This window comes from Streptomyces yatensis, assembly GCF_018069625.1.
Classification (GTDB): Bacteria; Actinomycetota; Actinomycetes; order Streptomycetales; family Streptomycetaceae; genus Streptomyces; species Streptomyces yatensis.
Genome location: NZ_CP072941.1, coordinates 9,157,331 through 9,171,058 on the forward strand (window position 1 = coordinate 9,157,331; position 13,728 = coordinate 9,171,058).

Annotated in this window: 11 protein-coding genes; 5 read left to right on the top strand and 6 right to left on the bottom strand. The window is 72.6% G+C overall.

The features are described from left to right. Window positions 1-15 precede the first annotated feature (15 nt). The gene (locus J8403_RS38480) at window positions 16-1,029 is read right to left on the bottom strand and encodes a sugar ABC transporter substrate-binding protein (RefSeq protein WP_211127217.1); all 1,014 of its coding nucleotides are present in this window, start codon (window positions 1,027-1,029) and stop codon (window positions 16-18) included. Between the two features lie 183 nt (window positions 1,030-1,212). Between J8403_RS38480 and J8403_RS38485 the strand changes: the two genes are divergently transcribed. From J8403_RS38485 to aspA, 4 genes are all read left to right on the top strand, one after another. Then, window positions 1,213-1,968, top strand: a complete 756-nt coding sequence (locus tag J8403_RS38485; RefSeq protein ID WP_208519231.1) for a FadR/GntR family transcriptional regulator — start codon at window positions 1,213-1,215, stop codon at window positions 1,966-1,968. Further along, complete coding sequence (locus J8403_RS38490) at window positions 1,965-3,404, top strand: amino acid permease (protein WP_211127218.1); 1,440 nt, start codon at window positions 1,965-1,967, stop codon at window positions 3,402-3,404. Before J8403_RS38485 ends, J8403_RS38490 begins: the two co-directional genes overlap by 4 nt. 147 nt (window positions 3,405-3,551) lie before the next feature. Next, on the top strand, window positions 3,552-4,586 hold the full coding sequence (locus J8403_RS38495; RefSeq protein ID WP_211128644.1) for an asparaginase: 1,035 nt from the start codon (window positions 3,552-3,554) through the stop codon (window positions 4,584-4,586). Between the two features lie 41 nt (window positions 4,587-4,627). Further along, a complete protein-coding gene (gene aspA, locus J8403_RS38500; protein WP_211127219.1) occupies window positions 4,628-6,028 on the top strand; it encodes an aspartate ammonia-lyase in 1,401 nt (466 codons plus the stop codon). Window positions 6,029-6,052: 24 nt separating this feature from the next. Here aspA and J8403_RS38505 read toward each other — a convergent pair whose 3' ends face one another. Beyond that, window positions 6,053-7,360, bottom strand: a complete 1,308-nt coding sequence (locus J8403_RS38505; protein WP_211127220.1) for a GAF domain-containing protein — start codon at window positions 7,358-7,360, stop codon at window positions 6,053-6,055. 183 nt (window positions 7,361-7,543) lie between these two features. Beyond that, window positions 7,544-10,003, bottom strand: a complete 2,460-nt coding sequence (locus tag J8403_RS38510) for a SpoIIE family protein phosphatase (RefSeq protein ID WP_211127221.1) — start codon at window positions 10,001-10,003, stop codon at window positions 7,544-7,546. Window positions 10,004-10,243: 240 nt separating this feature from the next. Between J8403_RS38510 and J8403_RS38515 the strand changes: the two genes are divergently transcribed. Continuing rightward, window positions 10,244-11,146, top strand: coding sequence for an SCO4651 family lipoprotein (locus J8403_RS38515; RefSeq protein ID WP_211127222.1), 903 nt, complete (start codon window positions 10,244-10,246; stop codon window positions 11,144-11,146). Window positions 11,147-11,182: 36 nt separating this feature from the next. Here the strand turns inward: J8403_RS38515 and J8403_RS38520 are convergent, their stop codons facing one another. The 3 genes from J8403_RS38520 to J8403_RS38530 all read right to left on the bottom strand — a co-directional run bounded on the left by J8403_RS38520 (window position 11,183) and on the right by J8403_RS38530 (window position 13,702). Further along, window positions 11,183-11,431: a DUF5133 domain-containing protein gene (locus J8403_RS38520; protein ID WP_211127223.1), complete on the bottom strand. Its 249-nt coding sequence runs from the start codon at window positions 11,429-11,431 to the stop codon at window positions 11,183-11,185. Between the two features lie 161 nt (window positions 11,432-11,592). Then, window positions 11,593-13,119 (bottom strand): FAD-dependent oxidoreductase, encoded by a 1,527-nt coding sequence (locus J8403_RS38525; protein WP_211127224.1) that lies wholly within the window; start codon window positions 13,117-13,119, stop codon window positions 11,593-11,595. After that, the gene (locus J8403_RS38530) at window positions 13,112-13,702 is read right to left on the bottom strand and encodes a hypothetical protein (RefSeq protein WP_246586190.1); all 591 of its coding nucleotides are present in this window, start codon (window positions 13,700-13,702) and stop codon (window positions 13,112-13,114) included. Before J8403_RS38530 ends, J8403_RS38525 begins: the two co-directional genes overlap by 8 nt. Window positions 13,703-13,728: the final 26 nt, after the last annotated feature.

The following is a 13,728-nucleotide window of genomic DNA, read 5'->3' on the forward strand; positions in this document are numbered from 1 at the left end:
GGGGCGGCTCTTCGGTCATACCTGGTTGCCCCACAGGGAGCGGCTGTCGACATTGGCCCGGGTCACCAGCGGGGCGGGCAGCTGATCCTCCAGATTGCCGCCGGGCAGCCGGACGATGGTGCTGTCGTGGCGGGTCGGCCCCACCCTGAAGGGCTTCCCGGCCATGGCCCGCTTGATATAGCGCATGGCGTAGGCGGCGTAGAGGTTCGCCGGCTGGGAGACGGTGGCGTCGATGAGACCCTCGCGGATCGCGGTCAGCTCCTGCGGGATCCCGTCGTTGGAGACGATGGTGATGTGGCCGCGGCGGCCCACCGGGACCAGGGCGTGGTGGCTCTGGAGGGTGCGCAGGGTGGGGGCCAGATAGACGCCGCCGGCCTGGAGGTAGATGCCCTTGATGCCGGGGTGGGCGCTGTAGAGCGCCTCCAGACCGGCCGCCGCCCGTTCCGCCTGCCAGGCCGCGGGGACGTCCAGGACCTTGATGTCCGGGTAGTGCCGCGCCATGCAGCGGTCGAAGCCGGCCGTGCGGTCCCGGCCGTTGGTCGAGGCCAGATCGCCCTGGATCTGCACCACCGTGCCCCGCCGTACCGCGTCGCCGAGGCTCCGGCACGCCTTGACGCCGTACGCCCGGTTGTCGGCCCGTACCACGATGGCGACCTTGCCCCGGTCGGGGGCCACATCGACGGCGACGACCGGTACATGGGCGCGCCGGGCCGCGTTGAGGCCGGGACCGATGGCGGCGGAGTCGACCGGGGTGACGACGAGGCCCTTGACCTCCTGAGCCAGCAGATTGTCGATATCGGTGATCTGCTTGCCCGGTTGGTCATCGGAGTTGACCGTCGGCAGGATCCGTACGCCCGCCTTGGCGGCCTGCTTCGGGATCTCGTCGTTGTACGCCTCCCAGAAGGGCGAGGCCAGCAGTGGCAGCACCACGCCGACCCGGTCCGGGTCCGCCCCGCCGCCGCAGCCCGCGGCGGCCGGGCCGCACAGCAGGAGCAGGGCCGCGGTGGCGCTGGTGAGGCGGTGGCGCATGGTGCTCTCGGCTCCTGAATCCGGCTCGGTGGAACGGTCCCGGACGCCGCGCCTTGGTCGTCGGCCGCGGACTCAACGGTCTTCGGCGTTCGGGATGAATACCCCATATCAACACAGAACGGTCGACGGGGAGGGGAAAGTCGACCCTTGACAACCCTCCGGTGTACGCCTGAGGATCACCGCGTGAACTTGTCAGACAGCCAGACAGGTGGTTCAGGGTTCGACTTCCCCCGCCGCATCAGCGCGATGGAAGCGGTCCTCACCCACCTCCGCGAGGCGATCGAGCGCGGCGACTACGCGGTGGGGGACAAACTCCCCTCCGAGGCGGAGCTCTGCCGTCGCCTGGAGGTCAGCCGACCGGTGCTCCGCGAGGCCCTGCGGGCCCTGCAGACCATGGGGCTGACCGCCTCACGCACCGGCAAGGGCACCTTCGTCATCTCCAGCGGGCCGGTGGAGGATCCCACCTTCGGCGACTACGCCGCAAGTGACCTCCTGGAGGTGCGCCGGCACGTCGAGATCCCGGTGGCGGGCTACGCGGCGCTGCGCCGCTCCGCCGAGGACCTCGACCACCTGTCCCATCTGCTGGAGCGGATGGAGCGGGAGACCGACACCACCGCATGGGTGGCGATGGACACGCTGTTCCATCTCGCCGTCGCCCAGGCGGCCCGGAATCCGGTCTTCCGTCGGGTCATCGAGGAGATCCGCGATGCCCTGGCCCGGCAGTCGGCATTTCTCAATGAGCTCGGCGGCCGCCGTGAGCAGTCGAACCGAGAACACCGGGCGATCGTCGAGGCGCTCGCCGACGGGTCCGAGCACGACGCGGTGGAAGCGATGACCCACCACCTCGAACGCGTGGAGACCACCCTGACCTCCATCGTGCGGCCCGCCACGGCGGACGACCGGACGACAGTACCGACGGAAGGCGGACAGCAGGCGTGAGCGAGCAGTCCCTCCGGCAAGAAGACCGCCAACAGCAGCAGGCCGGGCACCCCGCGCATGTGGACGCGGGCGACGCCGGTTACAGCAAGTCCCTCAAGGCCCGGCATGTCAACATGATCGCCATCGGCGGCGCGATCGGCACCGGCCTCTTCCTCGGCGCCGGCGGGCGGCTCAAGGACGCCGGGCCGTCGCTGGCCGTGGCCTACGCGGTCTGCGGCATCTTCGCCTTCCTGGTCGTGCGCGCCCTGGGCGAGCTGGTGCTGCACCGGCCGTCCTCCGGCGCGTTCGTCTCCTACGCCCGTGAGTTCCTGGGGGAGAAGGGGGCCTTCGTCGCGGGCTGGATGTACTTCCTGAACTGGGCCACCACCGGGGTCGCCGACATCACGGCCGTCGCGACCTACACCCACTACTGGGGGATGTTCACCGAGATCCCCCAGTGGGTGATCGCCCTGATCGCGCTCGCCGTGGTGCTCACGGTCAACCTGATCTCGGTGAAGATCTTCGGTGAGCTGGAGTTCTGGTTCGCGATCATCAAGGTCGGCGCGCTCGTCGTCTTCATGGCGATCGGCATCTTCCTGCTGGTCACCCGCGAGCAGGTGGCCGGCACCAGCACCGGGCCCAGCCTGATCACCGACCACGGCGGCGTCTTCCCGCACGGCGTACTGCCGATGCTGCTGGTCATCCAGGGCGTCGTCTTCGCCTACGCCTCCGTGGAGCTGGTCGGCGTGGCCGCCGGTGAGACCGAGAACCCCGAGAAGATCATGCCCAAGGCGATCAACTCCATCATGTGGCGCGTGGGCCTGTTCTACGTCGGCTCCGTGGTGCTGCTCTCGATGCTGCTGCCCTCCGGTTCCTACTCGGGCGACGAGAGCCCGTTCGTCACCGTGCTGTCCAAGATCGGTGTCCCGGCGGCCGGCGGCGTGATGAACCTCGTCGTGCTCACCGCCGCGATGTCCAGCCTCAACTCCGGTCTCTACTCCACCGGCCGGATCCTGCGCTCGATGGCGATGTCCGGCTCCGCGCCCAAGTTCACCGGCGCCATGAGCCGTACCCAGGTGCCCTACGGAGGCATCCTCCTGACGGCCTTCTTCTGTGTGCTGGGCGTGGGCCTGAACTATGTGGTGCCGGACAAGGCGTTCGAGATCGTGCTCAACTTCGCCGCGATCGGCATCCTCTCGACCTGGGCCGTGATCATGCTCTGTCATCTGCTGTTCTGGCGGCGCGCCCAGGCCGGTCAGCTCACCCGCCCCGGCTACCGGCTTCCCGGCTCTCCGTACACCGAGATCGTCACTCTGGGCTTCCTGGCCTCCGTCCTCGTCCTGATGTGGGCGGACGGCGGACCCAGCCGGCTCACCGTGATGGCGCTTCCGGCGATCCTGGCGGCGCTGGTCATCGGCTGGTTCGCGTCCCGCGGCCGGATGAAGGACCCCCGGTGAGGCCGCGCCGGTGAACCCGCGCCGTTGACCCCCACTGAGGAATCGTTTCTCCCGTGCGGCCGAGGCCACCCCTCGGCCGCCCTGCCCCTCCACCACCTCCTGGAGGAATCCCACCCCGTGAACACCCCCGAGTACGAGAGCACCACCATGAACACCCCCCTCGGACGGACCCTCGACGCGACCCGCCGGACCCCGGCCGAGCCCCCCGCCCTCCGCGAACCCCGCCATGTGCCGCTCGCCCATGTCGTACGCGGCGGGGTCATCGAGGGCGTCCACCACGGCTCGGTCGTCGTCCTGGCCGCCGACGGCCGGGTCGCGTTCCAGGCCGGCGACATCGACGTGGCCTTCTACCCGCGCTCCGCGCTCAAGCCCGTCCAGGCCGTCGCCCTGCTGCGGGCCGGGCTGCCGCTGGACGGGGAGCTGCTGTCCCTCACCGCCGCCAGCCACTCCGGCCTGCGGCGCCATCTGGACGGCGCGCGCCGCATCCTCGACCAGGCCGGGCTCACCGAGGCCGATCTGCGCAACGTCCCCGACCTGCCGTACGGCGCCGCCGAGCGCGACGCCTGGCTGCGGGACGGCGGCGAGCCCACCCGGCTGGCCCAGAACTGCTCCGGCAAGCACGCCGCGATGCTGCTCACCGCCCAGCTGCGCGGCTGGCCGCTGGCGGACTACCTCGACCCGGCCCATCCGCTGCAGCGGATGATCGCCGAGACCGTGGAGGACCTCACCGGACAGCGGGTCGCCCAGGTCTCGGTCGACGGCTGCGGCGCCCCGCTGTTCTCCGTCTCCCTGCGCGGGCTCGCGACGGCCGCCGCCCGGATCGCCTCGGGCACCATGGACACCCCCGAGGGCCGGGTCGCGGCAGCGCTGCGCGCCCACCCGGACATGGCGTCCGGCCCCGACCGCGACGTGGCCCGGCTGATGCGCGCCGTACCGGGCCTGATCGCCAAGGACGGCTTCGAGGGCGTACAGATCGCGGCGCTGCCCGACGGCCGGGCCGTCGCCGTGAAGATCGCCGACGGCGCGGACCGCGCCCGGATGCCGGTGACCGCCGCGGCCCTCGCCCACTGCGGGATCGACGCCGGTGTCCTCACCGAATTCGCCACCACGCCGGTGTACGGCGGCGGAGTCGGCGTCGGCGGTGTACACCCCACCGACGCCCTCGCCCCGCCCGCCGCCTGACCCGCCCACCCTCCCCGAGGAACCAAGGAAGACCGCACGCCATGACTGCCACCGGCTATCGCCGCGAACATGATCTGCTCGGCGACCGCGACGTCCCCGCCGACGCCTACTGGGGCATCCACACCCTGCGCGCCGGCGAGAACTTCCCCATCACCGGCACCTCCATCTCCGCCTATCCGCACCTGATCAGCGCCCTGGCCGCGGTCAAGGAGGCCGCCGCCCGCGCCAATGAGGACCTCGGGCTGCTCACCTCCGCCAAGGCCGACGCCATCGCCGCCGCCTGCCAGGAGATACGCGGGGGCGCCCTGCACGACCAGTTCACCGTCGATGTGATCCAGGGCGGCGCCGGGACCTCGACCAATATGAACGCCAACGAGGTGATCGCCAACCGGGCGCTGGAACTCCTCGGCCAGGAGAAGGGCGACTACGCCCACCTCCACCCCAACGAGGACGTCAACCTCAGCCAGTCCACCAACGACGTCTACCCGACCGCCGTCAACGTCTCCACGATCATCGCCGTCCGTGAGCTCCACGCGGCCATGGAGACGCTGCGCCAGGCGTTCGCCGCCAAGGCCGAGGAGTTCCGCGACGTCCTCAAGATGGGCCGCACCCAGCTGCAGGACGCGGTGCCCATGACGCTGGGCCAGGAGTTCTCGGCGTACGCCGTGATGCTGGAGGAGGACCAGAGCCGGCTGCTGGAGGCCGCCACCTTGGTGCACGAGATCAACCTCGGCGCCACCGCCATCGGCACCGGCCTCAACGCCCCCAAGGGCTACGCCGAGGCCGCCCGCCGGCACCTCGCGGCCATCACCGGACTGCCGCTGGTCACCGCCGCCAACCTGGTCGAGGCCACACAGGACTGCGGCGCCTTCGTCCATCTGTCGGGCGTCCTCAAGCGCATCGCCGTCAAGCTCTCCAAGAGCTGCAACGACCTGCGGCTGCTCTCCTCGGGCCCGCGGGCCGGGCTCAACGAGATCAACCTGCCCCCGGTGCAGGCCGGTTCCAGCATCATGCCGGGCAAGGTCAACCCGGTGATCCCCGAGGTGGTCAACCAGGTCGCCTTCGAGGTGATCGGCAACGACGTCGCCATCACGATGGCCGCCGAGGCCGGACAGCTGCAGCTCAACGCCTTCGAGCCGATCATCCTGCACTCCCTCTCCGAGAGCGTCACCCATCTGCGCGCCGCCTGCCTGGTGCTGGCCGAGCGGTGCGTCGCGGGCATCACCGCCAACACCGAGCGGCTGCGCACCTCCGTGGAGAACTCCATCGGCCTGGTCACGGCGCTCAACCCGTACATCGGCTACGGCGCGGCCACCAGCATCGCCAAGGAGGCGCTGGCCACGGGGCGCGGCGTGGCCGAACTCGTCCTGGAGAAGGGCCTGCTGCCGGCCGACCGGCTGGCCCAGGTGCTGCGCCCGGAGGAGATCGCGGGGAGCCGCTGAGGTAGGTGGAGGCGGATGGAATCTCTACATCGCGGGGTTGCGGCGCAACTTGGCGATGGCGGGGGCCGAACTGAAGGGGAGCAGTTCGGCGGGGTGGTCCGGGCCTGCCACGTCGATGCGGACGCTGTCGGCGATCCGGTAGGGGCGGTGCGCCAGCACCGCCCCGATGCGCCCGCGCAGCCGGGACATCGCGGCCCGTACGGTCACCGTCCGCGTCGGGTCCCCGAACAGGTCCTCGGCCAGCTGCGCCGCCGTACGCCCCTCGGGGTGCGCGGCGAGCAGCAGCAGCACCTCGGCCTGGCGGGCGCTGAGTTCATGCGTCCAGGCGCCCGAAGGGCCCGAGAAGGTCAGGCTCCAGCGGTGCGGATGGCGTACGTCCAGCAGCAGATCGCCCCAGCCGGCCGGACCGCCCCCCTCGGCGCTCTCGCCGTCCAGCACCCGCAGCAGATGGCCGCCGGGCAGCGGCTCCACCGCGCACGCGCCGAGCGCCGGTAGCCAGACCGGCCCCTCGTACGGCGCCTTCGGCAGCAACAGCCGGCGCTCGCGCGGGGTCACCCCGGTGACCCCGGCGATCCAGCCGTGGTGATCGACCACGACGGCCTTGCCGTGGATCCGCGCCAGGAGCGGGGCGGCGACGGCGCGCAGGCCCTCCAGATCCCGGCTGTGGGCGAGGCGCAGTTCGCCCTCGGCCCACCGGGCGGTCGCGGTGACCAGGGAGAGCACCGTCGGATGGGCGGTCCCGGCGGGGCCGCTGACGTCGATGACGCCCAGCAGCCGTCCGTCCCGCGGGTCGTGGACGGGGGCGGCGGCACAGCTCCAGGTGTGGAAGGCGCTCACGAAATGCTCCGCCGAATGCACCCGTACGGGGGACTTCACGGCCAGCGCGGTGCCGATTCCGCTGGTTCCGGCCACGTCCTCGGCCCAGTGCGAACCCTCCACGAGCGCGATGCCGTCGGCCTGCCGGCGGACGCCCCGATGGCCGTCGAGCCACAGGATCCGGCCCTCCGCATCGGCGATGATCATGATGTGTCCTGCCGCCTCCGCCGCCTCCAGCAGCCCGTTGTGCAAGGTGGGCAGCACCTCGGCCAGCCGGGTCTGCCGCCTGCGCAGCTCCAGCTCGTCCAGAGCCAGCGGCCGCGGGGCGCGGCCGCGATCCGGGTCGAGGCCCAGGCGCAGCATCCGGTCCCAGGAGGCGCCGATCACGGGGCGGGCGGGCAGCGGAAGCCGTCCCCGGCTCAGCGCCGTCTCGCGGATCACCGCCATGAGACGGGCCGATTCGGCGGGGCTCAGCGCGGCCAGGGGACCGGCGTCGCGTGGGTGCTGGGAACGCATGGATGACAGCCTTCAGCCTGTGCTGAGCGGGGCTTCGTTGCTCCGCGATTGTAGTGAAGCCGTGCGGCGGGAGCTGCTGCCGTGAAGCCGTCCGGTGGCCGCCGCCGTCGTGCGGCCTCAGGCCCCGGGCCGCTACGGGAGGTCCACTGGATGCCCCTACCCGACGCCCCTACCCGACCGCCCCTACGGCGTCGGCACGGCCAGCTCGGCCCAGATGGTCTTGCCGGTGGCGGTCTGCCGGGTGCCCCAGCTCTGGGTCAGCTGGGCCACCAGCAGCAGTCCGCGGCCGCCCTCGTCGAAGGCGCGGGCCCGGCGCAGATGCGGTGAGGTGCCGCTGCCGTCGGAGACCTCGCAGATCAGCGCCCGGTCGTGGATCAGGCGCAGCCTGATGGGCGGTGTGGCGTGCCGGATGGCGTTGGTGACCAGTTCGCTGACCACCAACTCCATGGTGAAGGCGGCCTCTTCGAGGCCCCATGCGGCCAGCCGCTCGGCGGCGTCCCGGCGGGCCCGGGCCACCACGGCCGGGTCGTTCGGCAGCTCCCAGGTGGCCACCTGGTCCGCGCCCAGCCCCCGGGTGCGGGCCAGGAGCAGGGCGACATCGTCGGTGGGATGGCCCGGAAGCAGCTTGGCCAGCACCGTCCGGGACAGGCCCTCCAGCGAGTCGGCGGGCCGGGTGAGCGTGCGGCGCAGCGTGTCGATCGCCTTGTCGACGTCCTGGCAGCGGGTCTCGATCAGACCGTCGGTGTAGAGGGCCAGCAGACTGCGCTCCGGCAGTTCGAGGTCGACCGCCTCGAACGGCAGGCTCCCCAGCCCCAGCGGCGGTCCGCCGGGCAGGTCGAGGAGGGTGGCGGTGCCGTCGGGCGTGACCAGCACGGGCGGCGGATGCCCGGCCCGGGCCAGGGAGCAGCGACGGGAGACCGGGTCGTAGACCGCGTACAGACAGGTGGCGCCGACCTGTGCGTAGGCCGCCTCCGCCGCGTCCGGATCGCTGGCGCTGCTCTCCGACTCGGTGGTGAGATGATTGATCAGATCGTCCAGATGAGTGAGGAGCTCATCGGGGGGCAGATCGACGTCGGCGAGGGTGCGCACCGCCGTCCGCAGCCGTCCCATGGCCGCCGACGCCCGGACGCCATGGCCCACCACATCCCCGACGACCAGGGCGACCCGCGCGCCCGACAGCCGGATGACGTCGAACCAGTCGCCGCCCACCCCGGACCGGGAGTCGGCCGGCCGATAGCTGGACGCGAGCTCCACCGCGGCGCTCGGGGGCAGGGTGCGCGGCAGCAGACTGCGCTGCAGGGCCAGCGCGGTGTGCCGCTCATGGGTGTACCGCCGGGCGTTGTCGACACACACGGCGGCCCTGGCCGTCATCTCCTCGGCGAGCAGCAGATCGTCCTGCTCGAACGGCTCGGGGCGGCGGTGCCGGGAGAAGTTGGCCACGCCGAGGGTGATGCCGCGCGCCCGCAGGGGAACGGCCATCGTCGAGTGGAACCCGAACCGGCGGACCATGACCGCCCGGTCCGGATCCTCGTCGGCCCACCGGGCGACGGCGGGGTCGGTCACCCGGTGCAGCAGCCCCCGCTCGGCCTTCAGGCACTCGGCCGAGGGGGAGAAGTCGGGGTAGGCGGCCACCTGCCCCGGCCGCAGCACGGCCTCCGGGCAGCCCGCGAAGACCGACTGGACGGCGACCCGGCGCAGCAGCACATGGTCGCCCGGCGAGCCGGGGCGCGGTTCGCCCCCGTCGTGCACGGTGGGCAGCAGATCGACCGTCACGAAGTCGGCGAGCGCCGGGACGGCCACATCGGCCAGCTCCTGCCCGGTCCGGTCGATGTCCAGCGTGCTGCCGATCCGGACACTGGCCTCGTTGAGCAGCGTCAGCCGGTCCCGGGCGGTCCGCGGGCCGGTCATGTCATGGGCGGACAGGATCACGCCCGCCATCCGGCCCTCGTCGTCGCGCAGCGGGGCGATGTCGATGGACCAGGCGAGGGGGCGGGGGTGGCCGGGTACGGGCGTGGTCAGATCCAGGTTCCGCTGCTTACCCGTCTCCAGCACCCGCCGCATGGTCCGCTCGGCCGCCTCGGTTTCGGGGCCGGGCAGGAGCTCCGGAAGCCGCAGCCCGCGCATCTCCTCCTGGGCCAGGCCCATCACCCGCCGCAGGTCGTGATTGGCCCAGCGCAGCCGGAGCCCGGAGTCGTAGACCGCCGCCGTGCAGGGCCCCTCGAGGAAGGTGCGCCGCATCAGCTCCTCGTCCCCGACGGTGTGCACCGGGCGCGGTACGGCGGAGACGACCAGCCACTCGGGGGGCCCGGTGGCCGAGGTGCGGCGGTGCGCCAGCATCCCCAGCTCCACGCTGGAGCCGTCGCGGCGCAGCAGGGTGGCCCGCCCGTTCAGCCGGGTGGGCGGGGAGGGGGAGCGCAGCGCGGCCAGCACCTCGGCGCGGGCGGGCGAGGCGTCATGCAGCAGATCGGCCGCGGGCCGGCCCACGATCTCGGCCGGGAGGTAACCGAGCAGCCCGCGGGCCGCCTCGTTCCACTGGGTGACGATGCCGTGCCCGTCGACCGTGGCCTTGGCGGTGGCCCCCTTGCCGGGGAGATCCTCCGACCGGACGGACCGCTCGTCCCGCGGGGTGTCCGGTCGCGTCATGGTGTCATCTCACCCTTGCCCGGGTCGTCCGCCATGAGCGCGTGTGCGAGGTGGCGGCTCCACCGTGGCGCCCTTGGCGGAGAGCGAACCAATGTCGCGCCTTCAAGTATGCCCACGCCGAGAGGGGTCGGCACACGCTGCGCGGTGTGCGCATGACCGTCGGGAGTCGGCTGTCACCCGCTGCTGGTACTGTCCCGGATCACAGAGAAACGAACAGAAGTTCTGCAAGGGGTGGGGTATATGGCCATGGTCGTATATGGGGGACATGGCAGAGGCACTCGCGCGGCCGGTGCCGTGCTCGCCGCCGTGCTGCTCTGCGGCGGTGCGGTCGGCTGCGGTTCGTCCGGGGCGGACGGGAAGCCGGAGGGCAAGGCGGGGGAGAAGTCCTCGGAGCAGGTGCGGATGGCCCCGGCGGCGGCCGTGCGGGCAGCCGCGAAGAAGAGCGAGAAGCTCACCTCGTTCCGCTACCGGATGACCGGGCGCACCCCCGAGGACGGGCGGATCGAGGGCGAGGCGGCGATGAGCACCAAGCCCGTCGCGGTCCGGATGACGATGCGCGCGGTCGGCCAGGGCACCGACGCGGCGGTGGAGATCCGGATGGTGGACGGGGCGATGTACCTCGACGGGGGCAAGGAGGCCGCCGGCGAGCTGAACGGGAAGAGCTGGCTCAAGCTGGACTTCTCGGCCCTGGGCGAGAAGGCGACCGGCGGGCTGGGCGGCGGTTCGCTCTCCCGCCAGGCCGACAAGAACCCGGCCGACGACTCGGCCTTCCTCTCCGGTGCCGACGATGTGAAGCGGGTCGGCGAGGAAACCATCGACGGGGCGCGCACGACGCACTACCGGGGCACCATCACCCTCGCCCAGATGCGCGAGAGCCTGAAGGACGAGGACGCGGCGACCCGCAAGCGCCGCGAGAAGAGCCTTACGGAGTACGAGAAGATGGGGGTCGACCGGCTGTCCATGGACCTGTGGATCGACCAGGACGGCCACACCAAGCGGTTCCGGATGCGCGGCGAGGGGGACAAGGGCCCGCTCGACATGACCATCACCTTCTCGGGCCTCAATGAGCCGGTCACGGTGAAGGCGCCGCCCGCGAACCAGACCATGGACCTCGCCGAGCTGGCTCGGGGGGCCGAGGGCTGATCCGGCGGCGGCGCCTCCAGGGTGGGCGGCGCGGGCTCAGCCGCCCGATGTACCCGCCCCGGCCGTGAGGGCCGAGTCGTCCCCCACGCGGGCGCCGGGCAGCTGGTGCCGGGCGGCGATGAGGGCGGCGTCCACATCCCGCGTCCCGGTGGAGACGCACAGGGTGTAGGCGAGGTCGTCCATCCGCTGTCGTACCTCGGTGCCGCCCGATTCGGCGTGCAGTATCCGCAGCGTCTCGTACTGCTCGATGAGGTTCTGAAGTACGACCGGGTGGGCCATCAGCACGGCAGTGGTCCTTTCTCAGCCGGAGGGGTGACGCCAGCGCGTATACCCCCATGGCCCGAGGCCATGTGCGTCTTTTCATCAGACGCCGCGGGCGGATGCCGCGGGGGCATGCGTAGCGGAGTTCAGTCGGAGTTCAGGCGTCGCGCGGGGGCAGGCGGGGGTCAGATGTCGCGCTGCTCCAGGGGCCGGTTGGCCGGGCCCTGGAGCACCCGGCCGTCGGTTCCGAAGCGGGAGCCGTGGCAGGGGCACTCCCAGGTCCGCTCGGCGGCGTTGAACGCGACGAGGCAGCCCAGATGGGTGCAGCGGGCCGAGACCGCGTGAGCCGCGCCGTCCTCGTCCCGGTAGACGGCGCAGTGCCGCCCGTTCACCCGGACCAGGGCCCCGGTGCCGGGGGCGATCCGGTCGACCGAGCCGGCCTGCGGGGCGCGCAGCCGGTCGCCGACGAAATGCCGCCCGACCTCGAGCTGGTGGCCGAGCAGCGCCGGGGCCTCGCGCAGCGCGGTCCGCAGCCGCCGGGGGTCGTACAGCCCGGCCCACGGCGGCCGCTCGCCGCTGATGAGCGCCGTGAGCAGCCGGCCCGCCATGATGCCGCCGCTCAGGCCCCAGCCGGCGAAGCCCGTCGCGACGTAGGTGTGGCGCGCGCCGGGGTGGAAGGGGCCGACCATCGGCACGCTGTCGGTGGGGTCGTTGTCCTGGGCGGCCCAGCGGTGGGTGATCTCCACACCGGGGAAGCGCTCCCGGGTCCAGTCCGCCAGCCGCTCGAAGCGCTCCGGGGTGTCCCCGGTGCCGGGTGTGAAGGACTCCCCGGTCACGATCAGCAGCCGCGTCCCGTCGCCGTACGGCGCGGTGCGCACCGACCGGGTGCGATGCTCCGGGGTGATGTACGCGCCCCGGGGGTCCCGTTCGGCGGGGAGGGGCCCGGCCACGACGAGTTCGCGGCGCGGCGAGAGCCGGGTGAACAGCAGCGCCCGGTCGAACACCGGGTAGTGGGTGGCGATCACCACGTCCCCGGCCGTCACCACCGCACCGCTCCGGGTGGTGACCCGGCAGGGGGAGCCCTCCACCAGGCCGGTGGCGCGGGTGTGCTCGTGGATCCGCCCGCCGTGGGCGCGCAGATCCTCGGCGAGCGCGAGGAGATAGCCGCGCGGATGGAACTGCGCCCCTCCCTCGACCCGGATCGCGCCCGCGACCGGATAGGGCAGCCCGGTCTCCGTCACATACGAGGCGGGCAGCCCCGCCTCGTAGGCGGCGTCCACCTCGGCGCGGATGGTGTCCGCGCGCGCCGGGTCCTCGGTGTACGTGAAGGCCGGGACGTCCTCCAGATCGCAGTCGATACCGAGCTCGGCCGTGATCGCCACCGCGCGCTCGACGGCGTCGGACTGCGACCGCGCGTACATCCGAGCGCCCTCGGGGCCGCGGGTGCGGCGCAGCCGGTCGTAGATGAGCCCGTGCAGCGCGGTGAGCTTGGCGGTGGTGTGGCCGGTCACCCCCGCGGCGATCCGGTCCGCCTCCAGCACCGCCACTCGGTGCCCGGCGCGGGTCAGCTCCCATGCGGTGCTCAGCCCCGCGATGCCGGCGCCTACGACGGCGACATCGACCTCCAGGTCCGAGGTCAGGGCCGGGTGGGGGGTGCCGGGCGGCGCGGTGTCCAGCCAGTACGACTCGGGCACGCCAGGAAGGTCATTCATCGTCCCCGAGTGCCCGCCGGCGACCGACTGAAGCGGGCGGACCGGACGCGGCCCGCGCCGGGTCGTCGGCCGAGATCAGCGCCGAGGCGGCCCGGGAGTGCAGCGAGTCCAGGGCCGTGAGCTGCTGCCCGGCCCGCTCCAGCAGCTCGGCCAGGCGGCCCGTCTGCAGCCGGGTGTCGTGGACGGCCACGGCGAGCAGTGACCGCCACAGCAGCGCCTTGCCCTCCACGCCCACCCGGAGCGCCTCCAGCCCCACCAGCGTGTTCACCCCCGAGCGTCGCCGCGGCCGGCCGGCCGGCGTCAGCCGTGAGGCGCGCTCGGCCGCCCGCGCCGCGCGGATCTTGCCGCGGCGGACGGGGACGTCCAGCGAGGCCATGCACCACAGCAGTGACCTGCGGTCCTGCACGAACTCCGCCGTGAGCCGCGCCAGTTCGCCGCCGTAGGCAGAGCGCCGGTGCCTGCGGGTCATCCGGCGGGCCAGCCCGACCGCCGCGGTGGCGGCGGCCAGGTGGTCGTTGAGGTAGATCCCGAGCCACGGCGGCGCGTGGATGCCACCGGAGCGGGTCGCGGCCGGTACAGCCATGGTCATCCTCCCGACGCCGGGCCCCG